Below are 23,352 nucleotides of genomic sequence, written 5' to 3'. Positions count from 1 at the left end.
GGGCCTGGGGGACGGGGGTGTCACGTCACGACTCCGCCGGGTGGCGGAACCGCGTCAATGGGGCCGCCGTCGTGGCGGCGGCAGGAACGGAAGGCGGGGCGTGGCGTCGTCGGCCGTGGCGTGCGCCGCGCCGAGAGCCAGCAGGCATCCCGCCGTCCCGGTACCGAGGTCCATGGAGAGCCGCATCAAGTGGTTGCCGGGAAAGGCCAGTTGTCCCTCGTAGGGCATCGAGTGCCAGCCGAGCGCGGCGATCTGTTCCGCCAGCGCCTCGCGCGGGGCGCCCGTCCGGGCGAGGTACAGGATCATCCCGGCCCGGCCCTCGAACAGCCCGGGCTGTGCGTAGAAGCGGTAGGTCGCGGCGGTGAGGATCCCCGTGCGGATCCGCGCGAACCCGTCCCGCGCGCCGGCGGTTTCCTCCGATGCGCGAGCGTCCGTCGCGGCGCCGGTGACGGCCAGGTGGTCGTCGAGCACCATGCCGACGCCCACGCTCCCGTCGCCCAGGTACGGCATCGTCCGCCAGCCCTCGTCGACGGCGAGCCCGCCGTTCTTCTGCTCGACCAGGCACTCCAGGTCCTGCCGCAGCGCCTCACGGGCCGACGCGAGCAGCACGGGGTCGCCCGTCGCCTCGTACCGGCGCAGCAGGAACAGGGCGGGCCCGCTCGCGCCGCGCAGCAGACCGGCGCGGCGGCGGGGCGGGGCCGGGCGGGGCTCGCCGAGGCGCCGCGCGAGGAGGCGCGCGGCCTCGGCCGCGTGGTCGCGCAACCCTGGCTCACCCGTGGTCCGCGCCAGCTCGTCCAGCACCAGCCCGAGCCCGGCCAGCCCCCCGTGCAGGTCGGACGACAGCCGGTGCCACTTCTCGGCGAGGATCTGCTCGGTCAGGTCCAGGGCACGCTGCCGGTGGCCCAGCCGGTCCAGGGTGAGGGCTACGCCGGCGAGACCGTCGTACAGGCCGAGCGGGGTCCCGACGGGTACCGGGGCGGTGTGGTCCAGCAGCCAGCGCTCGCCCTCCTCGTAGCGCTCCGCGCCGACCTCCGCGAGCGCGTACAGGACGCCCGCGGCGCCGTGCGCGAGGCCGAGGCCGCCGCCGTCGGAGAACTGGGCGACGTCCCCGGGGAAGAGCCGGTCGTCGCGCTCCGGGGTGGCCGAGGCCAGGATCGCCTTGACCATCGAGTCCCGGCTGTACGGCCAGTCCCCGGGCTCGGCGAGGGACCAGCCGCCCCCGTCGGCCCCGGCCCGCCGCTTCCCGCGTCCGGCGGTCCCCGTCCCCCGGGTGATCTCCGCGACCGCCTCGTCGAGGAACGCGCGCGGCACCCGCGGGAACCGCTGCGCGATCACCGAGGCCAGATGGGCGGCCTTCTCCCGCTCCACCACCAGCAGGGAGGTGACCGGCAGGAACAGCGCGAGGCGCAGACACGCCAGGGCGTAGCGGTCGACGTCCGGGCCGGTGCGGTCCGGGGGCGCGAGGAAGCCGGGGTGGGCGACGGTCTGCCGGCCGTTCTCCTCGGCGGGGGCCGCCGCCTCGAAGTCGAGGAGGGTCACCGACCGCTCGTCCGGCGCGACCATGATGTTGAAGACGTGCAGGTCGTTGAAGACGATCCCGCGCGAGTGCACCGCCGCGACCGCCTCCTCCACGGCCCGGTGCACCCGCAGCGCCCAGTCCGTGTACGCGGCGACCGCGCCCGGCCCGGGGTCCGCGGACAGCAGGGGGTGCCGTTCGGCGACGCAGGAGTTCAGCGGGCGGCCCTCGACGAAGTCCATGACGAGGAAGCGGTGGTCACCGAGGGTGAACCAGTCGCGCACCCCGGGCACGACTCCCAGTCCGGTCAGCCGCTCCAGCGCCTCCTTCTCCCGCTGCAGGCGGGTCACCGCGTCGGCCCCGTCGGCGGCCAGCCCGGCGTGCGGACGCCCCTCCTTGAGGACGACCCGGCTCCCGTCACGGGTGTCCGTGCCGACGTACACGCCGCCGCCGTTGGAGAAGTGCAGTGCCTTGTCGATCCGGTACGGCAGATCGCCGACCGTCGTCGTGTTGCGCGCCGCCAGCTGCGGCTCCAGGAACGCGGGCAGGGTCACCCACTCGGGCACGTGGAAGGTCGGCTTGCGCTGGTCCGGCACCAGGGTGCCGGCGCCGTCACGGACGGCCGGGACGAGCGTGCCGCGCTCGTCGACGACGAAGGAACGGGCGAAGGCGCCGTAGCGGACGTACAGCGGTCCGTCGTTCCAGCGTAGATCGGTGAGGATGTACGGCCCCTCGTGGCCGTCGAGGAGGTCGCCCAGCTCCCGCAGGACCAGGTGCAGCTGCTCCTCGTCCGCCGGGTAGACCGTGACGAACTTGCCGCTGGTGTCGCGGGCCGCGTACTTGGCGTTGCGCAGATGCAGCAGATGGGGGCCCGGCACGAACTTGAACGGGATCTGGCGGGGCACGCAGTAGTCCCACACGATCGCCGCGATCCGGTCCGCGTTCCCCCGGGTGGCGGAGGCGTGCACCTTCCATCCCTGGGTGGGTCCGGGACGGGGCCGCCCGCCGTCGTCGACCGGGGTCAGCGTCAGCCAGTCCCCGATCCGCACCGCCCGCCAGCCCTCGGGGACCGGGCGCCCGGCGGTCGCGTAACCGGGGGCCGCCGCGCCGGCGCGGTCGCCGGCCGGGATCCGGTCCGGTGTCTCGTAGAAGTGTCTGTCGGCGAGCGCGTACGCCTCGTACCGCTTGTCCATGCCGGTTCCCCCGGGTTCGTGTGCCGTCGCTCCCTGGGCCAAGTGAGGACGAGCCTTCCAGCCCGCCACGGCGCCCGACAGTCACGGCTGTCACCAGAAACCCCTCACGCCTGTCACGCCCTCACCGTGCGGAACGCACGCGTAAAGATGTGTTCGACGTTCTTCGAACCGGGTGGCGGCCGGACGGGGCCTCCGGGCCCCGGGGCGGTCGCAGGGGCTGCGCGACCGTGCCGGAAGCGCTGTAATTGCGGACGTGGTCAGTGCAGGCGCTGCGGAACGCGGAACGAGGACGCTGCGTGCCGAACTCGCGCTCAAGTCGCTCGGCGGCCATCTCGATCCGCACGAGCGGCTGCACGCCATCCTCGAACAGGTGCTCGTATTCACCAGTGCGACCGTGGCCGCCGTGTACCTCCCGGACGGCGAGGGCGACGCCCTGCTGCTCGCGGGCGTCGCCGGTGTCCCGAGGACCCTGTACGGGCTCCGCGACAGCTATCCGGCCTCGGGGACCACCCCGGTCGCCGACGTGTGCCGCTCGGGCCGGTCCCGCTGGCTCGTCTCCGCCGACCTCCAGGACGACCCCGACGTCCGCCGCACCCACGCCGGGGACTTCTCGCTGGGCGTGCTGCCGCTGCGGGAGCGCGGCTGCCTCGTCGCCGTCGGTGACGGCACGCACGCCTTCGGCGCCGAGGACCGCCACTGCCTCGACCTGTTCGCCGAGGCCGTCACCAGCTCCGCGCCGACGCCGCCCGCCGGGCCCGGCGCCTCGTTCGACCTGGCCATGGACACCGGACGGGTCGAGGTCGACGAGGAACTGCTGGAGCTGTTCGGCATGGGCCCGGACGACTTCGACGGCCGGGTGGAGACCCTGATCGCGCTGACCGTGCCCGAGGACCTGCCCGCGCTGATGTCCGTCGTGGAGGCGGACCACATGTCCATCGGCGACCGGGAGCTGGAGTTCCGCATCCTGCAGCCCTCCGGCGAGCAGAAGTGGCTCAGGCTGCGCGGCCGGATCCTGCCCGGCCGCGAGGACCGCCCCGCCCGCCTCGTCGGCACCGTCGCCGACGCCTCCACCCTGCGCACCGGCCGCGGCGACGTGGCCCGCATCCAGCGCCTCGCCGCCGCCCTGGCCACCGCCGGCACGGTCCGGGACGTCAGCCAGGCCGTGGTGACCGCCCTGCGCAAGCCGCTGCGCGCCGACCGGATCGCCCTCGCCGAGCTGGAGGGGGACCGGCTCGTCGTCACCGTCCTCGATCCGCCGCAGCCGGAGATCTGGCCCGAGGTGTGGCGCTCCGAATGGCGCTCCGAGTGGCCCGACGCGCCCGTGCGCACCATGCCCACCCTCGCCACCGCGCTCCGCGAGGGACGCGCCGGGATCTGGCCCGCCGGCGCCGATCTGGAACCCGCCCTGGCCGGCGTCGGCCCCGGCGGCCTGGCCGTCCTCCCGCTGCCCGCCGGCGGCCGGATGGCCGGCGCCTGCCTGATCGGCTGGGACACCCCCCACGACTTCGGCCCCGAGGAGCGCGCCCTGCTCACCGCCGCCTCGGGCCTCGCCGGGCAGGCCCTGATGCGGGCCCACGCCTTCGACGCCGAACACGAACTCGTCGGCATGCTCCAGCGCACGCTGCTGCCGCGCCGGCTGCCCCAGCTGCCGGGCGCGGTCGCCGTCGCCCGGTACCTGCCCACCACGGCCGGTCTGGAGGTCGGCGGCGACTGGTACGACGTCATCCCGCTGCCGGACAACCACGTCGCCCTCGTCATCGGCGACGTCCAGGGCCACAACGCGGGCGCCGCCACCCTCATGGGCCAGATGCGCACCGCCCTGCGCGCCTACGCCGTCGAGGGACACCCCCCGGACGTGGTGGTCTCGCACGCCAACCGGCTCCTGATGGACATGGAGACCGACCTCTTCGCCACCTGCTGCTACGTCGACATCGACATGGAGGAGGGGTCCGCCTGGTACGTGCGCGCCGGACACATCCCGCCGGTGGTGCGTCACCCGGACGGCTCCACCGAGATCAGCGAGGCGGAGGGCGGTCCGCCCCTCGGTGTCGTCATGCGCGCGGACTTCCCGATGAGCCCGCTGCGGCTGGCGCCCGGCACGCTGCTGGCCCTCACCACGGACGGCCTCGTCGAGTCCGCCGACATCGACGTCGAGGACGGCCTTGACCATCTCGCCGCCGAACTGGCCGCCGCCGACCCCACCCACCTCGGGGTGGTCGCCGACACCCTGCTGGGCGGCGCCAACCGCGACGACGACGTGGCCCTGCTCCTCGTGCGCTACGACGGCATGGCCCTGCGGCCCCAGCGCGAGAACTGGAGCGTGTGGCGGGTCCCCCAGGCGGTCGGCCAGGCCCGCCGCTACACCCGGCGCGTCCTGCGCCGCTGGGGCGTGGAGTCCACGGCCGACACCGTGCTCCTCGTCGTCTCCGAACTCGTCACCAACGCCCTCGTCCACACCGACGGCCGGGTACGTCTCGACCTCACCCTGCTGGCCGACCGCCTGCGCGTCGCGGTCGCCGACTCCTCACCCCGTACGCCGGCGAAGCCCACCGTCATCGGCTGGGAGGCCACCGGCGGCCGCGGCATCCTCCTGGTGGAGGCCGTGTCCTCGGCCTGGGGCACCGTCCCGGTCAGCGGGGGCAAGCAGGTGTGGGCGGAGATCCCGCTCGACTGAACGCCGGATCCCGCTCGACTGAACGCCGGTGCGCGCCCCCGCGGGATGCGACCCTGTCCCCGTGCGCCTGCTGCTGACGACCGACACCCACCTGCCCAAGCGCGCGAAGGCGCTCCCCGAGCGGCTCCTCGCCGAGATCGCGGAGGCCGACGTGGTCGTCCACGCCGGCGACTGGGTCGACGAGGACACCCTCGACCTGCTGCGGGCCCGCTCCCGCCGGCTGATCGCCGTGTACGGCAACAACGACGGCCCCGCCCTGCGCGCCCGCCTCCCCGAGGTCGCCCACGCCGAACTGACCGGTCTGCGCCTCGCCGTCGTCCACGAGACCGGGCCCGCACAGGGCCGCGAGGCGCGCTGCGCCGCCCGCTTCCCCGACACCGACGTCCTCGTCTTCGGCCACAGCCACATCCCCTGGGACACGACCGCACCCACCGGCCTGCGCCTCCTCAACCCCGGCTCCCCGACCGACCGCCGCCGCCAGCCGCACTGCACGTACATGACGGCGACGGTCACGGAGGGCGCGCTGACGGACGTGGAACTGCACCGACTGCCGCCCCGCACCTGAACCGGGCGCCCGCCGCTCACCCACCCGGGGCCGGCGGATGGATCACCCCGGTCGTCACCGACAGCGGCACCCCGCTGCCGCCCCACCTCAGTGCGACGATCTCCGCCGCCACGGAGACGGCGACCTCCTCCGGCGTACGGGCGCCGAGGTCCAGGCCGACGGGGGAGCGCAGCCGGGACAGGTCGGCCGCGTCGAGCCCGGCCTCCCGCAGCCGCCGCGCCCGGTCGTCGTGCGTACGGCGGCTGCCCATCGCCCCGATGTACGCGGCCGGCCGGCGCAGCGCCTCGCGCAGCAGCGGCACGTCGAACTTGGGGTCGTGGGTCAGGACGCAGACCACCGTGCGGTCGTCGGTGGGCGTGCCGCGCAGATACCGGTGCGGCCAGTCGACGACCACCTCGACGGCGGCGGGGAAGCGCTTCGGGGTGGCGAACACCGGGCGCGCGTCGCACACCGTGACCCGGTAGCCCAGGAAGTCGCCGATACGGGCCACCGCGGCCGCATAGTCGATCGCCCCGAACACCAGCATGCGGGGCGGCGGCGCGAAGGAGTGCAGGAAGACGGTGACCTCGTCCTCGCGCCGTTCACCGTGCGGACCGTAGTGCCGCACTCCGGTGGCACCCTGGGCCAGCTCACCCCGCGCGTCGGCGGCCACGGCCGCGTCCAGCCCCGCCGAGCCGAGCGTGCCGAGGGTGCCCGGCGCGCGGGGCGTGCCCGGCGCCGGGTCCGGCCACACGGCGAGGGCGGCCCCGCGCGGGGCCGGGCCGTCGAGCACGGTCGCCACGGTCACCGGGCGCCCGGCGGCCACGGACTCCGCGACGCGCCCGAAGGCGGGGTCCTCGGCCGCCGTCACCCGCCGCACCAGCAGCGTGATCTCCCCACCGCACGTGAGCCCCACGGCGAACGCGTCCTCGTCGCTGTAGCCGAAGGTCTCCAGCCGCGCCCGCCCGGACGCCACGACCTCCCGGGCCAGCTCGAACACCGCCCCCTCCACACAGCCCCCGGAGACGCTGCCGACGACCTCGTCACCGGGTCCGACCGCCATGGCGGCGCCCGGCCCGCGCGGCGCGCTGCGGCTGACCGCGACCACCGTGGCCAGCCCGAACGGGGAGCCCGCCGCGTACCACCCGCCGAGCGCCGGAAGAACCTCACGCACGGGCCCACTCCTCTCACCGCCGCCCCCGTGCCTCCAGCGTCCGCCGCCTCGGCCCCCGCCGCCCGCCGAAGGACGGGAAAACCGTTTGCGGGTGCGCAGACCGCCTTGCTTCACTGCGAAGGAGCCGGCAGCCGCCGGCACAAGCCCCGAGCGACCCAGGAGAACCCCGATGCGCGCAGCGTCCCTGTCCCGCCAGGAAGGAACGTCCCCCCTCTCCAAGGACTCGACGCTTGTCACGCATCCTCAACCTCGGCATCCTCGCGCACGTCGACGCCGGTAAGACCAGCCTGACCGAACGCCTCCTGCACACCGTCGGCGTCATCGACGAGATCGGCAGTGTGGACGACGGCAGCACCCGCACGGACACCCTCGCGCTGGAACGGCGACGAGGCATCACCATCAAGTCCGCCGTCGTCTCGTTCGCGATCGACGACCTCACCGTCAACCTCATCGACACCCCCGGCCACCCCGACTTCATCGCCGAGGTGGAGCGCGTGCTCGACGTGCTCGACGGCGCCGTCCTGGTCGTCTCGGCCGTCGAGGGCGTCCAGGCACAGACCCGTGTACTGATGCGCACCCTGCGGCGCCTGCGCATCCCCACGCTGGTCTTCGTCAACAAGGTCGACCGCCGCGGCGCGCGCCACCGGGACCTGCTGGAGAGCATCGCCGCCCGGCTCGGTCCGGCCGTCGTCTCCCTGGGCGAGGTCGCCGAACTCGGCACACCCGCGGCCCGCTTCACCCCGTACGCCCCCCTCCCGCCCCGGCTCCTCGAACTCCTCGCCGAGCACGACGAGGACCTGCTCGCCGCCTATGTGGACGACCGTGCGGCCGTCCCCGACGGCCGATTGCGCGCGGCCCTCGCCGCGCAGACCGGCGCGGCCCTGGTCCACCCGGTGTTCCACGGCTCGGCGATCACCGGCGCGGGAATCGCCGAACTCGTCGACGGCATCAGCGGGTTGCTGCCGGCGACGGAGACGACCGCCATGACGGACACCCCGCCCTGCGGCACCGTCTTCAAGGTCGAGCGCGGCCCGGCGGGCGAGAAGATCGCCTATGTGCGGATGTTCGCCGGAACCGTACGCGTCCGCGATCGGCTGACCTTCCGGGACGGCACCCGCGAAGGCAAGGTCACCGCGATCGGCGTCTTCGAGGGCGGGGGCGCCGTGCGGGCGACGGCCGTGCCGACGGGCCGGATCGCGCGGCTGTGGGGCCTCGCCGACATCCGGATCGGCGACACCGTCGGCACCCCGCGGGCCCGCGCGGCCGACGGGCACCACTTCGCCCCGCCCACCCTGGAGACGGTCGTCCTGCCCGCCCGGCCCGAGGACGCCGGTGCCCTCCACGGCGCCCTCACCCAACTCGCCGAGCAGGACCCGCTGATCGGTCTGCGCCACGACGAACTCCGCCAGGAGATCTCGGTGTCGCTCTACGGGGAGGTGCAGAAGGAGGTCGTCCAGGCGACGCTCGCCGAGGAGTACGGACTCGACGTCACCTTCCGCGGGACGACGCCCCTCTGCGTCGAGCGTCTCGCCGGATGCGGCGCGGCCGTCGAGTACAACAAGAAGGACGGCAACCCGTTCCTAGCGACGGTCGGCCTGCGGGTGGAGCCGGCCCCGGCCGGCGCCGGGGTCGGGTTCCGGCTGGAGGTGGAGCTGGGATCCATGCCGTACGCCTTCTTCAAGGCCGTCGAGGACACGGTCCGGGAGAGCCTGGAGCAGGGACTCCACGGCTGGCGGGTCCCGGACTGCACGGTCACGCTGACGCACTGCGGCTACTCGCCCCGCCAGAGCCACGCCCACCAGGGCTTCGACAAGAGCATGTCGAGCACCGGCGCGGACTTCCGGGGCCTGACCCCGCTGGTCCTGATGGACGCCCTGCGGCGGGCCGGCACCCGCGTCCACGAGCCGGTGCACCGCTTCCGCGTGGACGCCCCGGCCGACACCCTGGGCGCGCTGCTGCCGGTGCTCGCCGCGCTGCGCGCCGTACCGCGGGACACCCGCGCGAGCGGAGCGGCCGTACGGCTGGAGGGGCTGGTGCCCGCCGCCGGGGTGCACGAGCTGGGGCGGCGGCTGCCCGGACCGACCAACGGGGAGGGCGAGCTGGAGACCGCGTTCGACCACTTCGCGCCCGTCGCCGGCCCGGCCGTCCCCGCCCGGCCGCGTACCGACCACAACCCCCTGGACCGCAAGGAGTACCTGCTGAACCTGACCCGGCGGCTGGGGATCTGAGCGGCGGGCGCGGGACGTCCGCGCGGGGGCCTTTATCGGGTTCCCGCGCGGCCGCGCAAGGGACCGCCTGGCCGCGCTGGGCAAAGAATCGGTCGTGAAAAGTGAACTGCCCTGAAAAAAGGGGTACTTACTCGTGCGTCAGTTGCTATTGACGGCCCGCCTGACCATTGGGACGGTAGTGCACATGTCGAATGTGGCGGACATGTCAAGATTGCGCACTCGTCTGCTCGGTGTCCTGGTACTCGTCACCGGCTTCCTGACCACGGCGGGCCCCACCCAGCCCGCTTCCGCTCTCACTGATGATCTCTGGTTCGACTCGCAGGCCGCGGCCACCCTCACCGTCGAGGGCGGCCGCTTCAAGGACGGACTCGGCCGTGAGGTCGTCCTGCGCGGCTACAACGTCTCGGGTGAGACGAAACTCAAGGAGAACAACGGTCTGCCCTTCGCGTCGGTCGCCGACGCGAGGAAGTCGGCGACCGCGCTCAGGGCGCTCGGCGGCGGCAACTCCGTCCGCTTCCTGCTCTCCTGGGCGTACGCGGAACCGGTGCGCGGACAGGTGAGCACCAGCTACCTCGCGGCGGCCACCGCGCAGATGAGCGCCTTCCTGGACGCGGGGATCAGGGTCTACCCCGACTTCCACCAGGACCTGTACTCCCGCTGGCTGTTCGACTCCGACAGCTGGTACACCGGCGACGGCGCCCCCAAGTGGGCCGTCGACCTCGGCAACTACCCCGACGAGTACTGCGGGATCTGCCCGTTCTGGGGCCAGAACATCACCTCCAACGCGGCGGTGACGAAGTCGACGTACGACTTCTGGCACAACACCTACGGTGTCCAGGACTCCTTCCTCGACACGGCGCAGAAGACCATGGCGTACGTGAAGTCGAACCTCACCACCGCCCAGTTCCAGGGCGTCGTCGGCTTCGACCCGTGGAACGAGCCGCACCCGGGCGTGCTCGACTCGGGGCAGACCAGCAGGACGTGGGAGAAGGACGTCCTGTGGCCGTTCTACGTCAAGTTCCGCTCCCGGATGGACGCGGCGGGCTGGCAGGCCAAACCGGCCTTCGTGGAGCCGAACCTCTTCTGGAACGCCAACATCGACTTCCAGAAGCAGGAGGGCGGCCTCCTCGACGCGGGCACCATCGGACCGCGCTACGTCTTCAACACCCACTTCTACGACCAGAAGGCGATCTCCGGCATCTTCATGTGGGGCAAGGCGGAGAACGGCCAGTACGTCAACGACTTCGGGACCGTCCGTGACCGGGCCGCGGCCGGTGGCACCACGGCCGTCGTCAGCGAGTTCGGCCACCCGCTGAGCGGCTCGGTCTCCGACAAGGCGCCCACGGTCTACAAGGCGATGTACCAGGCGCTCGACTCCCGGGTGAAGGGCGTCGACTGGTGGTCGAAGCCGGCCTCCTCGGGCCCGGTCCTGTCCGGCTCCCAGTGGCAGTGGGACATCTACTGGGGCCGCCACCACGAGCTGATGAACGACAACCCCGACAAGGTGCAGACCGAGGGCGACGCCTGGAACGGTGAGGATCTCTCGGCCGTTCGTCTCGACGACTCCGGTACGGCCGTGCTCCGCCAGGACGCCCGGATGCTGGACCGGATCTACCCCAGCGCCACGGCGGGCAGCACGGTCGCCTTCACCTACGAGGACCGCTCGCGCGACGGCTCCACGACGCTGACGTGGAACCCGGTGCCCTCCTCGCTGCCGAACGTCTCCTCGCTCGTCGGCTCCGGCCAGTACTCCCTGCTGGTCTGGCGCTCGGACGGCAGCGCGGAGCCGACCGAACTCCACCTCCCGGCGTCCTTCCCCACCGCGTCCACCACGGTGGTGTCCGACCTCGGGGTGACGGCGGCGCCGCCGGCGTACACCACGTCCACACCGATCGCCGCCGCCAAGGAGCCGGGCGGCACCGGCAGCCGCCGTCTGCTGCTGACCGCCGCCGACACGGGCAAGCTGCACTACGCCCTGGTCACCAACGGCGCGACAGCCCCGTCCGCCGCGCAACTGGGCGCGGCACGGACGGAGCTGTCGAACTGGCTGACCGCCAGGTTCAGTTAGCCGAGGGTCCGGTCCAGTCGGCGGGCACCTGTGCCACGCGCACCCGCTGGGGGTGGTCGCCGACTGCGACGGACACGGTCTTCTTGCCGGTGGCGAAGTCGATCGCCGTGACCTGGTCGGCGCCGCTCTCGGAGACCACACAGGACTTGCCGTCACCGCTGACGGTCGACCAGTACGGCTTGGACACGGGGACGAGCGGGCCCTCCTGGAAGGTCGCGCGGTCCACCACGGTGGCGTAGTCGTCCATCGTGCCGGCGATGCACAGCTTCGTGCCGTCCGGCTTCATCGTGAGGCCGTGGTGGCGCGAGTCGTTGACGAAGGTGGTGCGGTCGTCGCTGACGCCCGGGGACTTCGGCAGGGTCTTGGTGCGGGTGATCTTGTCGGTGGCGATGTCGTACTCGAAGAAGCCGTTGAAGAACGACACCTGGAAGTACAGCTTGGTCTCGTCGGGCGAGAAGGCGGCGGGACGGACCGCGTCGGAGTAGTCGCGCAGCCCGATGGCGTCGAGGCGTGCGCGCATGTCGATCACCTTGACCTGCTGGAAGGTGTTCGCGTCGGCGACCGTGATCTTGCGGTCGCCCTTGGTCCAGTCCAGCCAGGGCGCGTCGGTCTGGGTGTTGACGTCCCCGATCGCCATGTTCCAGATGTACTTGCCGTCCTTGGTGAAGATGTTCTCGTGCGGCTTGTCGCCGGTCTTGAACGATCCCAGCTGCTTGCCGGTGACGATGTCCAGGACGTGCACGGTGTTGCCGGTCGACGCCGACACCGCCACACGCTTGCCGTCGGGGGAGACCGCCATGTGGTCGGAGCGGTAACCCGACACCGGGAAACGCCAGTTGATGGCGCCGGTCCTGACGTTGATGGAGACCACGTCGGCGAAGCTCGGGCGGGAGACGACCATCGAGGACCCGTCCGGCGTGGAGTACATGTCGTCCACGTACTGGTCGTGGCCCTCGCCGACGCTGTTGCGGATCGTCATGTAGGCGATCCAGCGGATCGGATCGGCGTTGATCTCCGCCATCCGGGCGGCCTTGTCGGGGATGACGTTGATCCGGCCGATCTTGGCGAAGTCGCCGGACGCCTTGATGACGTCCGCCGTGCCTTCCCAGTTGTTGCCCACGAACATCACCTCCCGCAGGTCGGCGGCGGCGCTCGCCGGAGAGGCGGTCGCCACGGCCGAGGCGGTCAGCGCGAGGGCGGCGACGGCGGCACCGACGTTCCGGGTCCTGCGGCGGCGGGGGGTGGGGACGACGGACATTTCGGTTCCTCCTGCTTGCTCAAGGCATGACAAGGCGACTCGGGGACCGCGAGGGTCTCAGGGGGCGACGGTGAGTCTGAATACGTCGGCGTTCACATGGACTTACTGGAAAGTAAGGAACGGTCCCGCTTCACCACAAGACCGGGGACACGACAAAATCGACCGACGGCCGAACCCGGCCGTCGCGAGTGGCGTCATGTCGGGAGGATTCAACGTGGCGGGCAGGCTCAGACAGCCCACCGGCCGGTACGGGGGGAGGTCCGCGGCGGAGCGGACGGCCGAGCGCCGGGACCGGTTCCTCGAAGCGGGCCTTCAGCTGTTCGGCGACAGTCCCGGCTTCCGGGCGACCACGATCGCGGGACTGAGCGAGGCCGCCGGCCTGTCGACCCGCCAGTTCTACGAGGAGTTCAGCACCCTGGAGGAGGTCCTGGCCGCGCTGCACCTGAGGGTCAACGACTGGGCGGAGGAGGCCGCGCTCACCGGACTCGCGGCGGCCGAGGGGCAGTCGATCGCCGAGCGTGCCACGGCGGCGTTCCGCGCCTACGCCGCGAACGTCACCGGCGACCCGCGCCGGCTGCGGATCACCTTCACCGAGATCATCGGTGTCAGCCCCCGCCTGGAGCGCCAACGCCTCGAACGCCGCTCCCGCTGGGTCGACTTCATCTGCGCCGAGGCCACCGCGGCCGCCGAACGCGGCGAGGCCGTCCCCCGCGACTACCGCATCGCCGCCGCGGCCTTCATCGGCAGCGTCAACGGCCTCCTCCACGACTGGCAGGCCGGCTGGGTCGACGCCCCACTGGACGAGGTCGTCGACGAACTGGTCGGCCTGCTGCTGGGCATCCTGCGCCCGGCGGGGTGGAGCCCGGGGGAGGGGACGTAGGGGTACGGACCGAGCGGGGGCGCCGGGCGAGACGGCCCGGAGAAGAAGGATCACGGCTCCGCTCCCGACCGGCCGGAACGGCAGCCGCCCGGCTGCCGAGCGACGCCCCACCCGGGGGAGAGCCGCGGTCCGGTCGAGGCTGCACGGGCGGGGCGGCGACGGGGCGGGGCTGGCGGTGACCTGGGCTAGTGGGGCGGGCCGGGCCGGTAGTTGCTTCGGCGTCGGGTGAGGAACCTCCGGGGGTGGCTGCGGTCCGGGTGAGGCTGTACCGGCCGGGCGGTGACGAGGGTCAACCGCTTCGGTGGCCGAGAGGGCCGAGTCGGACGGCGGTGACGGAGGTGGGCTGCCGGTGACCGGGGACGGGGTGGGGCCGGGCCGGTGACCGTGTCCGTCTTCCCAGCCGGGTCGGGGGCCGCCGACCCCGGTTTCGCGGCTCCGGTCGCGACGGGCCGGGGCGGCAGCCGCTTGGGCGTCGGGTGAGGAGCATCCGGGGGAGGCGGTGGCCCGGGCGAGGCTGCACCGGCGGGGCCGGGACGCGGGCCGGGCGCCTCGGTGGCTGGGAAGGCCGAGTCGTACGGCGATGACCAGGTGGGGCTTCCGGGTGATCGAGGACGGGGTGGGGCCGGTGACCGTGTCCGGCTTCCCGGCCGGGTCGGGGGCCGCCGACCCCGGTTTCGCGGCTCCGGTCGCGACGGGCCGGGGCGGCAGCCGCTCGGGCGTCGGGTGACGAGCCTCCGGGGGAGGCTGCGGTCCGGGTGAGCCTGCACCGGCGGGGCCGCGACGAGGGCCGGGCGCTTCGGTGGCTGGGAAGGCCGAGTCGTACGGCGATGACCAGGTGGGGCTTCCGGGTGATCGAGGACGGGGTGGGGCCGGTGACCGTGTCCGGCTTTCCGGCCGGGTGCGGGGGCCGCCGGGCCCCGGTTTCGCGGCTTCGTTCCCGACGGGCCGGGGCGGCAGCCGCTTGGGCGTCGGGTGAGGAGCATCCGGGGGAGGCGGTGGCCCGGGCGAGGCTGCACCGGCGGGGCGGCGACGGGGGCCCGCCGCTTCGGTGGCCGGGATGGCCCGAGTCGGACAGCGACGGCCGGGCGGGGCCGCCGGTGTCGGTGACGGGTCGGTGAGCGTGGCTGTTCTGCTGGGCGGCCCGGTGTCGACCGGTCAGGCGAGGTGGTCCAGGGCCGTCAGGACCGGGCGCACGCCGTCCTCACCGCGCAGCTCCTCCGCCAGGACGCGCGCGCGTCGGGCGTACGACGGGTCGGTGGTCGCGCGTCGCAGGGCGGCGGTCAGCGCGGTGGGGGTGAAGCCGCGCAGCGGGACGGCTCCGGGGGAGACCCCGAGGGCGACCAGCCGGGCCGCCCAGAAGCCCTCGTCGAACTGAACCGGCACCGGCACCGCCGGGACCCCGGCGCGCAGGCCCGCCGCCGTGGTGCCCGCGCCGGCGTGGTGGACGACGGCCGCCATCCTCGGGAAGAGCAGGGAGTGCGGCACCTCGCCCACGGTGAACATGTCCTCGCCCTCGCCCCGCAGTTCGCCCCAGCCCCGCTGGACGACCCCGCGCAGTCCCGCCGCCCGCAGGGCCCGGACCATCTCGTCGCTCATCCGCCCCGCGTCGGGCACGGTCGCGCTGCCCAGGCCCACGAAGACCGGGGGCGGCCCGGCGTCGAGGAAGTCGAGCAGCGCCGCGGGCAGCCGGTCCTCGCGGTCGTACGGCCACCAGTAGCCGGTGACGTCGAGCCCGGCCCGCCAGTCGCCGGGGCGGGGCACCACCCGGGGGCTGAAGCCGTGCAGCACCGGCCGCTCCCCGCCGTGTCGCGCTCCCGAACGGCCGGCGGGCGGGAGCCCGTACTCCGTGCCCAGCCGCCGCACCTCCTCCTTGAAGATCCACTCGACGGCGGCGTTCACCGCGTGCCCGGCCATCCGGTTGCCGACCGGGCCCCAGGACCGGACCCCGGTCATCGGCGGCGCGAACTCCCGCGTCGGCGCCAGGGGTTGCAGATTCACGCCCAGGCTCGGGACCGACAGCCCCCGGCCGATGGCGTGGCCGAGCGGCGCGACCGTACCGGCCAGCAGCAGGACGTCACAGACCCGGGCGGCGGCCACCAGTTCGCCGGCCATCCGCCCCACCAGACTCCGCGCCATCTCCGCAGCCCGGTACAGCTTCCCGGCCCCGGTGGAACTCCGGTGCAGTCCCCGGCCGCGCTCCGACTCCAGCTCGGCCCGGGGATCGACGGGAAGGGCGTGGAAGGCGACCCCCGAGCCCGCCACCAGCGGCTCGAACCGGGCGTGCGTCACCAGTGTGACCTCGTGCCCGGCCCGCGCCAGCCCGTGTCCCAGCCCGGTGTAGGGGGCCACGTCACCCCGGGAACCCGCCGTCATGATCGCCACACGCACGCCCGCCAGTATCGCGTCGCCGCGGGACCCCGGCAGCGGAACGCACCGCGATGACCCGAAACAGCCGCTGTCCGCGCCGGCCCGCGCGGACGGCTATTCGTCCCAGGCCTGGACCATGGTGTGGTCGATGATCTTGCCGTCGCGCAGGGAGATCATCGAACTGGCCCAGACCCGCACCCCGTCGGGGTACTCGCAGGACTCGGTGAGGGCGACCTGGTCGCCCTGGACGAGAACCTGCTCGACCTTGTGGGTCATCTCCCGGCTGCAGACGTCGTCGTACATCGCGGCGATCGCGTCCCGGCCGTGCAGCACCTTGGGGTGGCTGGGCTGGGTGTTGCGGTCCACGACGCGTATCTCGGCGTCGTCCGCGTAGAGCGACGTCAGCGTCGCCGCGTTCGCTTCCTCCGTGCCCCGGCGCAGCGCTTCGACATCGAAGGCGGGGCTCGTCGAGGTGCCCATGGCTGACCTCCTTCGAAGGCCGCGGGGCCCGGCAGGAGGCAGCGGGCCGCTCAAGGCCTCTCCTGCCAGGCTCCTCCGCCGGGCGGCGCCCGGCAAGTGCGGTGGCGGACATGCGCCTCACGGGTGAGCGGCCGTGACCGACCGGGGCCGGCACGCGTTGCTGAGGGCATGATCTCAACTCGACGTGTCGTCGCCGCCGTGGGTCTCGCCATCGGTGTCACGGGTCTGGCCGCACCGATGGCGAACGCGGACGCGACGGCGGAAGCGACCCGCATCAACCCGATGTCCACGCTGGACTCGCTCGCCGTCAGCGACCTCCCCGAGGAGCAGCGGCAGAGCCTCCCGCGTCCCTCGCAGCAGCTCAGGAGCCTCGACCAGATCCACGAGCTGAACCGGCTCAGCGAGCTGCACCAGGTCACCGACCTGGCCGCGCCCGCCTACGGTCTGCTGGGCGCCGTCCAGTAGCGCAGGCGGCCGGACACGGCCGAGAGCCCCGCCGCGGACGGAGCGGTGGGGCTCTTGACATTCCTCGGGAGCCGGGCAGAGCATCACGGAACAGTAACGTAATTGAATTTCGCACTACGATCGTTCGTGAGCGATCATGCTCGATCACGTACCGTCGTCGCTACGTACCCGAGGAAGCAGCATCATGGCTCTGACCCGTGACCTTCTGATCGGCGGCAAGGACGTGCCCGCCGCGTCCGGCCGCACCGCCGAGGACCTCGAACCGTTCACGGGGGAGGTGTACGCGACGGTCGCGGCGGCCGGGCCGGAGGACGTGACTCGGGCGGTGGACGCGGCCGACGCCGCGTTCGAACAGTGGGCGGCACTGGCCCCGTTCGCCCGGAGGGCGATCCTCCACAAGGCCGCCGACCTGCTGGAGGGCCGCGGCGAGCAGGTCGCCGACATCATGGCCCGCGAGGTGGGCGGCACCCGCCCGTGGGCGTACTTCAACGTGGCGCTGGCGGCGAACATGCTGCGCGAGGCGGCGGCCGCGGTGACCGCTCCTCGGGGTGAGGTGCTGGCCACGCAGAAGGAGGGCGCGCTGAGCCTGGCGGTGCGCGAGCCGCTGGGCGTGGTGGCGGCGTTCGCGCCGTGGAACGCGCCGGTCATCCTGGGGGTGCGGGCCGTGGCGGCGCCGCTGGCCGCCGGGAACACCGTGGTCGTCAAGCCCAGCGAGGACGCGCCGATCGCCTGCGGGCTGCTGGTCGCGGACGTGCTGCGGGAGGCCGGGCTGCCCGACGGCGTGCTGAACGTGGTCACCAACGCGCCCGAGGACGCCGCCGAGATCGCGGAGGCGCTGATCTCCGACGCACGGGTGCGCGCGGTGAACTTCACCGGCTCCACCGGGGTGGGACGGATCATCGGCGAGCACGCGGCCCGGCACCTCAAGCCCGCCGTGCTGGAGCTGGGCGGGAAGAACTCCGTGATCGTGCTCGAGGACGCCGACGTGGACTACGCCGTCGACGCCGTCACCTTCAGCGTGTTCATGAACGCCGGGCAGATCTGCATGTGCGGGGACCGGATCCTGGTGCACGAGTCGCTGGCGGAGGAGTTCACGCGGAAGTTCACCGCCAAGGTCGCCGGTCTGCAGGCCGGCGACCCCTCCCACCCGCACACCGTGGTCGGCCCGCTGGTCAGCGCCGCCGCCGCCGGGCGGATCGCCGCGCTGGTCGAGGACGCGGTCGCCAAGGGCGCCACGGTCCTGGCCGGGGGCGGCCGGCCCGAGGGCGCGGTGCACCCGGCGACCGTGCTCAGCGGTGTCTCCCAGGACGCCGACCTGTACCACCAGGAGTCCTTCGGCCCGCTGTGCGTGGTGCAGACGTTCACCGACGACGAGGAGGCCGTGGCCGCCGCCAACGACACCGACAACGGTCTGAGCTGCGGCATCATCACCGAGAGCGCCACCCACGGCCTGGCCGTCGCCCGCCGGATCCGTACCGGCATCGTGCACGTCAACGACCAGTCCGTGGCCGACGAGCCCATGGTCCCCTTCGGCGGGGTCGGGGCCTCCGGCTACGGCCGCTTCGGCGGCCGCTGGGGCATCGAGGCGTTCTCCAACACCCGCTGGGTCACCATCGCCACCCAGCACTCCCACTTCCCCTTCTGATCCGGCCGGAGGGCTCGCGGCGGCCGGGCTAACCGGCCGTCGCGAGGAACTGCGTGGCCGCCAGCTCCGCGTACAGCGGGTCGGCGGCCACGAGTTCGCGATGGGTGCCGACCGCGCGGACCCGCCCCGCGTCCATCACGACGATGCGGTCGGCCGCCGTCACCGTCGACAGCCGGTGGGCGACGACCAGCACCGTCGTCGTCCGCGCCACGTCGGCGACCGTGTCGCGCAGCGCCGCCTCGTTCACGGCGTCCAGCTGGCTCGTCGCCTCGTCGAGCAGCAGCAGCCGGGGGCGCCGCAGCAGGGCGCGGGCGATGGCCACCCGCTGGCGTTCGCCGCCGGACAGCTTGGTGCCCCGGTGACCGACCAGCGTCTCCAGCCCCTGCGGCAGCTTGGCCACCAGACCGTCCAGCCGGGTGGTCTTCAGCACCCGTGTCACGTCACCTTCGCCGGCGTCCGGGTTGCCCAGGAGCAGGTTGTCCCGCAGCGTGCCCGACAGCACGGGCGCGTCCTGTTCGACGTACCCGATCGCGGACCGCAGCCGGGTCAGCTCCCACTCGGCGACATCGCGGCCGTCGACGGTGATGAGGCCCGCCTCGGGGTCGTAGAACCGCTCGATGAGCGAGAAGACCGTCGTCTTGCCGGCACCCGAGGGGCCGACGAACGCCGTCATGCCCCGCGCCGGGACCTCGAAGGTCACCCCGTGGTGGACGTACGGCAGATCGTCGGCGTAACGGAAGCGGACCTCGTCGAAGGCGAGCGCGGCGGGTGCCGCTTCCGGGGACGGCAGCGGAGCCGGTGCGGCGGCCGGCTCCGCGGGCAGCCGCAGCGCCTCCTGGATGCGGGCGAGCGCGGCGGCACCGGTCTGGTACTGGGTGACCGCTCCCACGACCTGCTGTATGGGCGACATCAGGTAGAAGACGTACAGCAGGAACGCCACCAGCGTGCCCACGTCGATCGCGCCGGTCGCGACCCGGGCGCCGCCCACCGCCAGTACCGTGATGAAGGCGATCTGCATGGCGAGCCCCGCCGTGTTCCCGGCGGCGGCCGACCACTTGGCGGCCCGGACGCTCTGGCGCCACGACTCCTCGGCCGCCGCGTGGATCGTCTCCTCCTCGCGGTGCTCGGCGCCGGACGCCTTCACCGTGCGCAGCGCGCCGAGGATCCGCTCCAGGGAGGCGCCCATCGCGCCGACCGCGTCCTGCGCGGCCCTGCTCGCCCGGTTGATCCGCGGCACGATCACCCCGAACACCAGGCCCGCGCCCACGATCACGCCCAGCGTCACGGCCAGCAGCACCGGGTCCACCAGACCCATCAGCACCACCGTCGCGACCAGGGTGAGCCCGCCGGTGCCGAGGCCCACCAGGGTGTCGGTGGTGACCTCGCGCAGCAGGGTGGTGTCGGAGGTGATCCGGGCCATCAGGTCGCCCGGCTCGCTGCGGTCCACCGCCGTGATCCGCAGCCGCAGCAGATACGAGGACAGGGCGCGCCGCGCGCCGAGCACCACCGACTCCGCGGTGCGCCGCAGCACGTACGAACCCACCGCGCCCACCGCCGCGTTGGTGACCACCAGGACGGACATCAGCACCAGGGCCCAGGTGATGGTCCGGTCGTGCGAGAGATCGTCGATCAGCTCACGGGCCACCAGCGGCAGCGCGAGCCCGGTGGCGCCGGTCACGAGGGACAGCAGCGCGCCCAGCAACAGTGCCCAGCGGTGGGGCCGTACATAACCGAGCAGCAGCCGCCAGGTGGGCGGCTGCCGTTCGGCCGTGGTCTCAGGGGTGCTCACAGGGCTCCTCGGCAGGTCGGTCGGGGAGTGGGGACCGGGGCGCGGAGCTTCACCCTACGTCGGTGCCGGGCGACACCCGGAACGACTTTCGACCGCGAACGAACCCCTGCGCAGGCCGTACCGGCTGGTCACTCCGTAGGGTGACCATGGGCGGGCGACCGCCCGATCTCGGATCGACGGAAGGGTTCACCATGGCGCAGCAAGTACGCGGCGTGATCGCACCGGGCAGGAACGAGCCGGTGCGGATCGAGACGATCGTCGTGCCCGACCCGGGGCCGGGGGAGGCCGTGGTGAAGGTGCAGGCGTGCGGGGTGTGCCACACCGACCTGCACTACAAGCAGGGCGGCATCAGCGACGACTTCCCCTTCCTTCTGGGCCATGAGGCGGCCGGTGTGGTGGAGTCGGTCGGGGAAGGGGTCACGGATGTGGCGCCCGGTGACTTCGTGATTCTCAACTGGCGTGCGGTGTGCGGGAGTTGTCGGGCGTGTCGGCGGGGTCGTCCGTGGTACTGCTTCAACACGCACAACGCGACGCAGAAGATGACGCTGCTGGACGGCACGGAGCTGTCTCCGGCGCTGGGTATCGGTGCGTTCGCGGAGAAGACGCTGGTGGCGGCGGGTCAGTGCACGAAGGTGGACCCGGCGGCGGCTCCGGCGGTGGCGGGTCTGCTGGGGTGCGGGGTGATGGCGGGCATCGGTGCGGCGATCAACACCGGCAACGTGGGCCGGGGCGACACGGTCGCCGTGATCGGCTGCGGCGGCGTCGGGGACGCGGCCATCGCCGGGTCCCGGCTGGCGGGCGCCGAGAAGATCATCGCCGTCGACATCGACGACCGGAAGCTCACCACCGCCCAGGGCATCGGCGCCACGCACACGGTCAACTCCAAGGACACCGACCCCGTCGAGGCGATCCGTGAGCTGACCGGGGGTTTCGGCGCCGACGTCGTCATCGAGGCGGTGGGCCGTCCGGAGACGTACAAGCAGGCGTTCTACGCCCGTGACCTGGCCGGCACGGTCGTCCTGGTCGGTGTCCCCACCCCGGAGATGAAGCTCGAACTCCCCCTCCTCGACGTCTTCGGCCGCGGCGGCGCCCTGAAGTCCTCCTGGTACGGCGACTGCCTGCCCGACCGCGACTTCCCCATGCTGATCAACCTGTATCTGCAGGGGCGCCTGGACCTGGAGGCGTTCGTCACCGAGACCATCGGGCTCGACGACGTCGAGAAGGCCTTCGAGCGGATGCACGGCGGCGACGTCCTGCGCTCGGTGGTGACGCTCTGATGGCCGCCCGCATCGAACACCTCGTCACCTCGGGCACGTTCAGCCTCGACGGCGGCACCTGGGACGTCGACAACAACGTCTGGCTCGTCGGCGACGACCACGAGGTCGTCGTCATCGACGCCGCCCACGACGCCGACGCGATCGCCGAGGCCGTGGGCGACCGCAGGCTGGCGGCCATCGTCTGCACCCACGCCCACAACGACCACATCGACGCCGCCCCCGCGCTCGCCGAGCGCACCGGCGCGCCGATCTGGCTCCACCCGGACGATCTGCCGCTGTGGAAGCAGACCCACCCCGACCGGCTGCCCGACCACTGGCTGGCCGACGGACAGGTCATCGAGGCCGCCGGCGCCGACCTGACCGTGCTGCACACCCCCGGCCACGCGCCGGGCGCCGTCTGCCTGTACGACCCGGGCCTCGGCACGGTCTTCACCGGCGACACCCTCTTCCACGGCGGCCCCGGCGCCACCGGCCGCTCCTGGTCGCACTTCCCGACGATCATCGACTCCATCCGCGACCGCCTCCTCGCCCTGCCGCCCGAGACGGTCGTCCGCACGGGCCACGGCGACAGCACGACGATCGGGGCCGAGGCCCCGCATCTGCAGGAGTGGATCGACAGGGGCCACTGATTCAAAGGAGTCCCGCACCCGCGCCCCGACAGGGGCGCGGGGCTGTAGCGAACATGCGGCTCCGCCGCGTGGGCGCGAGCAACCACAACGAACCCGCAGCCATCGGAACACCCCATCGACCGAGCTATTGGGCGCCCCGCAGAAAACCTGACAGAAGATGTCCGGCTTCCACGACACCCTCGTGTCGAGGACGCCGGACCACCCCCGACGTCCGTCAAGGTGTCATCCGTACGTGATGGAGGTCGCAGATGTCGAAGCCGCTGGACGGCAAGGTCGCACTGGTCGCGGGAGCAACCCGCGGAGCGGGCCGCGGAATCGCCGTGGAACTGGGCGCGGCCGGCGCGACCGTCTACGTCACCGGCCGCTCCACCCGCGAACGACGCTCCGAGTACGACCGCCCGGAGACCCTGGAGGACACCGCCGACCTGGTCACCGAGGCGGGCGGCCACGGCATCGCCGTACCCACCGACCACCTCGAACCGGCCCAGGTCAAGGCCCTGGTGGACCGGATCGCGGAAGAACAGGGCCGGCTCGACGTCCTCGTCAACGACATCTGGGGCGGCGAGAAGCTCTTCGAGTGGGAGAGTCCGGTCTGGGAGCACGACCTCGACAACGGGCTGCGGCTGCTGCGCCTCGGCGTCGAGACCCATGCCATCACCAGCCACTTCGCCCTGCCGCTGCTGCTGCGCAACCCCGGCGGCCTGGTCGTGGAGATGACCGACGGCACGGCGGAGTACAACAGCGTCAACTACCGGGCCACCTTCTTCTACGACCTGGCCAAGTCCTCCGTCCTGCGCATGGCGTTCGCCCTCGGCCAGGAACTCGGCCCGCGCGGTGCCACCGCCGTCGCGCTCACCCCGGGCTGGCTGCGCTCGGAGATGATGCTCGACGGGTTCGGCGTCACCGAGGAGAACTGGCGGGACGCCCTCGACCGCGTGCCCCACTTCGCCATCTCCGAGACGCCCCGCTACGTCGGCCGGGCCGTCGCCGCCCTCGCCGCCGACCCCGAGGTCGCCCGCTTCAACGGCGACTCCCTCTCCAGCGGCTCCCTCGCCCGGACCTACGGCTTCACCGACCTCGACGGCAGCCGCCCCGACGCCTGGCGCTACCTCGTCGAGGTCCAGGACGCGGGCAAGCCGGCGGACACCACGGGCTACCGCTGAAC

General features: G+C 73.0%; 17 protein-coding genes. 11 read left to right on the top strand and 6 right to left on the bottom strand.

Going from position 1 to position 23,352, the window contains the following annotated elements; translation table 11 throughout:
- Nucleotides 1-54: 54 nt before the first annotated feature.
- The gene (gene lanKC, locus PYR72_RS09300; protein WP_275454860.1) at nucleotides 55-2,709 is read right to left on the bottom strand and encodes a class III lanthionine synthetase LanKC; all 2,655 of its coding nucleotides are present in this window, start codon (nucleotides 2,707-2,709) and stop codon (nucleotides 55-57) included.
- 253 nt (nucleotides 2,710-2,962) lie between these two features.
- Between lanKC and PYR72_RS09295 the strand changes: the two genes are divergently transcribed.
- Together PYR72_RS09295 and PYR72_RS09290 are read left to right on the top strand one after the other, a co-directional pair.
- Complete coding sequence (locus PYR72_RS09295) at nucleotides 2,963-5,383, top strand: SpoIIE family protein phosphatase (RefSeq protein ID WP_275454859.1); 2,421 nt, start codon at nucleotides 2,963-2,965, stop codon at nucleotides 5,381-5,383.
- A gap of 61 nt (nucleotides 5,384-5,444) precedes the next feature.
- Nucleotides 5,445-5,948 (top strand): metallophosphoesterase, encoded by a 504-nt coding sequence (locus PYR72_RS09290; protein WP_275454858.1) that lies wholly within the window; start codon nucleotides 5,445-5,447, stop codon nucleotides 5,946-5,948.
- A 16-nt stretch (nucleotides 5,949-5,964) separates the two neighbouring features.
- On the opposite strand, the gene PYR72_RS09285 is transcribed toward PYR72_RS09290, so the two are convergent.
- Nucleotides 5,965-7,101 (bottom strand): XdhC/CoxI family protein, encoded by a 1,137-nt coding sequence (locus PYR72_RS09285; RefSeq protein ID WP_275454857.1) that lies wholly within the window; start codon nucleotides 7,099-7,101, stop codon nucleotides 5,965-5,967.
- 230 nt (nucleotides 7,102-7,331) lie between these two features.
- Here PYR72_RS09285 and PYR72_RS09280 point away from each other — a divergent pair, with 230 nt between their 5' ends.
- Both PYR72_RS09280 and PYR72_RS09275 read left to right on the top strand, forming a co-directional pair.
- On the top strand, nucleotides 7,332-9,329 hold the full coding sequence (locus PYR72_RS09280) for a TetM/TetW/TetO/TetS family tetracycline resistance ribosomal protection protein (RefSeq protein WP_275454856.1): 1,998 nt from the start codon (nucleotides 7,332-7,334) through the stop codon (nucleotides 9,327-9,329).
- Between the two features lie 202 nt (nucleotides 9,330-9,531).
- A complete protein-coding gene (locus tag PYR72_RS09275; RefSeq protein WP_275454855.1) occupies nucleotides 9,532-11,397 on the top strand; it encodes an endoglycosylceramidase in 1,866 nt (621 codons plus the stop codon).
- Here the strand turns inward: PYR72_RS09275 and PYR72_RS09270 are convergent.
- Complete coding sequence (locus PYR72_RS09270; RefSeq protein WP_275454854.1) at nucleotides 11,390-12,655, bottom strand: YncE family protein; 1,266 nt, start codon at nucleotides 12,653-12,655, stop codon at nucleotides 11,390-11,392. The genes PYR72_RS09275 and PYR72_RS09270 overlap by 8 nt on opposite strands.
- A gap of 214 nt (nucleotides 12,656-12,869) precedes the next feature.
- Between PYR72_RS09270 and PYR72_RS09265 the strand changes: the two genes are divergently transcribed.
- Nucleotides 12,870-13,535, top strand: coding sequence for a TetR family transcriptional regulator (locus tag PYR72_RS09265; protein WP_060905846.1), 666 nt, complete (start codon nucleotides 12,870-12,872; stop codon nucleotides 13,533-13,535).
- A gap of 580 nt (nucleotides 13,536-14,115) precedes the next feature.
- Complete coding sequence (locus PYR72_RS09260) at nucleotides 14,116-14,262, top strand: hypothetical protein (RefSeq protein ID WP_275454853.1); 147 nt, start codon at nucleotides 14,116-14,118, stop codon at nucleotides 14,260-14,262.
- 428 nt (nucleotides 14,263-14,690) lie between these two features.
- Here PYR72_RS09260 and PYR72_RS09255 read toward each other — a convergent pair whose 3' ends face one another.
- Both PYR72_RS09255 and PYR72_RS09250 read right to left on the bottom strand, forming a co-directional pair.
- Entirely contained in the window at nucleotides 14,691-15,908 is a 1,218-nt protein-coding gene (locus tag PYR72_RS09255; RefSeq protein WP_275460370.1) for a glycosyltransferase, read from the bottom strand.
- 108 nt (nucleotides 15,909-16,016) lie between these two features.
- Nucleotides 16,017-16,382, bottom strand: a complete 366-nt coding sequence (locus tag PYR72_RS09250) for a nuclear transport factor 2 family protein (protein ID WP_275454852.1) — start codon at nucleotides 16,380-16,382, stop codon at nucleotides 16,017-16,019.
- A 168-nt stretch (nucleotides 16,383-16,550) separates the two neighbouring features.
- Between PYR72_RS09250 and PYR72_RS09245 the strand changes: the two genes are divergently transcribed.
- Together PYR72_RS09245 and PYR72_RS09240 are read left to right on the top strand one after the other, a co-directional pair.
- A complete protein-coding gene (locus tag PYR72_RS09245) occupies nucleotides 16,551-16,847 on the top strand; it encodes a hypothetical protein (RefSeq protein ID WP_275454851.1) in 297 nt (98 codons plus the stop codon).
- Between the two features lie 184 nt (nucleotides 16,848-17,031).
- Nucleotides 17,032-18,492 carry an aldehyde dehydrogenase family protein gene (locus PYR72_RS09240; protein WP_275454850.1) on the top strand — a complete coding sequence of 487 codons (1,461 nt, stop codon included), beginning with the start codon at nucleotides 17,032-17,034 and terminating at the stop codon, nucleotides 18,490-18,492.
- A 28-nt stretch (nucleotides 18,493-18,520) separates the two neighbouring features.
- On the opposite strand, the gene PYR72_RS09235 is transcribed toward PYR72_RS09240, so the two are convergent.
- Complete coding sequence (locus tag PYR72_RS09235; protein ID WP_275454849.1) at nucleotides 18,521-20,281, bottom strand: ABC transporter ATP-binding protein; 1,761 nt, start codon at nucleotides 20,279-20,281, stop codon at nucleotides 18,521-18,523.
- Nucleotides 20,282-20,472: 191 nt separating this feature from the next.
- On the opposite strand from PYR72_RS09235, the gene PYR72_RS09230 reads away from it, so the two are divergent.
- From PYR72_RS09230 to PYR72_RS09220, 3 genes are all read left to right on the top strand, one after another.
- The gene (locus PYR72_RS09230) at nucleotides 20,473-21,558 is read left to right on the top strand and encodes an S-(hydroxymethyl)mycothiol dehydrogenase (protein WP_275454848.1); all 1,086 of its coding nucleotides are present in this window, start codon (nucleotides 20,473-20,475) and stop codon (nucleotides 21,556-21,558) included.
- Nucleotides 21,558-22,187: an MBL fold metallo-hydrolase gene (locus PYR72_RS09225; protein ID WP_059078398.1), complete on the top strand. Its 630-nt coding sequence runs from the start codon at nucleotides 21,558-21,560 to the stop codon at nucleotides 22,185-22,187. The genes PYR72_RS09230 and PYR72_RS09225 overlap by 1 nt, the downstream gene beginning before the upstream one ends.
- Nucleotides 22,188-22,435: 248 nt before the next feature.
- Nucleotides 22,436-23,350, top strand: a complete 915-nt coding sequence (locus tag PYR72_RS09220; RefSeq protein ID WP_275454847.1) for an SDR family oxidoreductase — start codon at nucleotides 22,436-22,438, stop codon at nucleotides 23,348-23,350.
- The last annotated feature ends 2 nt before the right edge of the window (nucleotides 23,351-23,352 follow it).

This window comes from Streptomyces sp. VNUA24 (assembly GCF_029167005.1).
GTDB lineage: Bacteria > Actinomycetota > Actinomycetes > Streptomycetales > Streptomycetaceae > Streptomyces > Streptomyces scabiei.
This window is presented reverse-complemented; position numbering and strand designations above follow the sequence as displayed.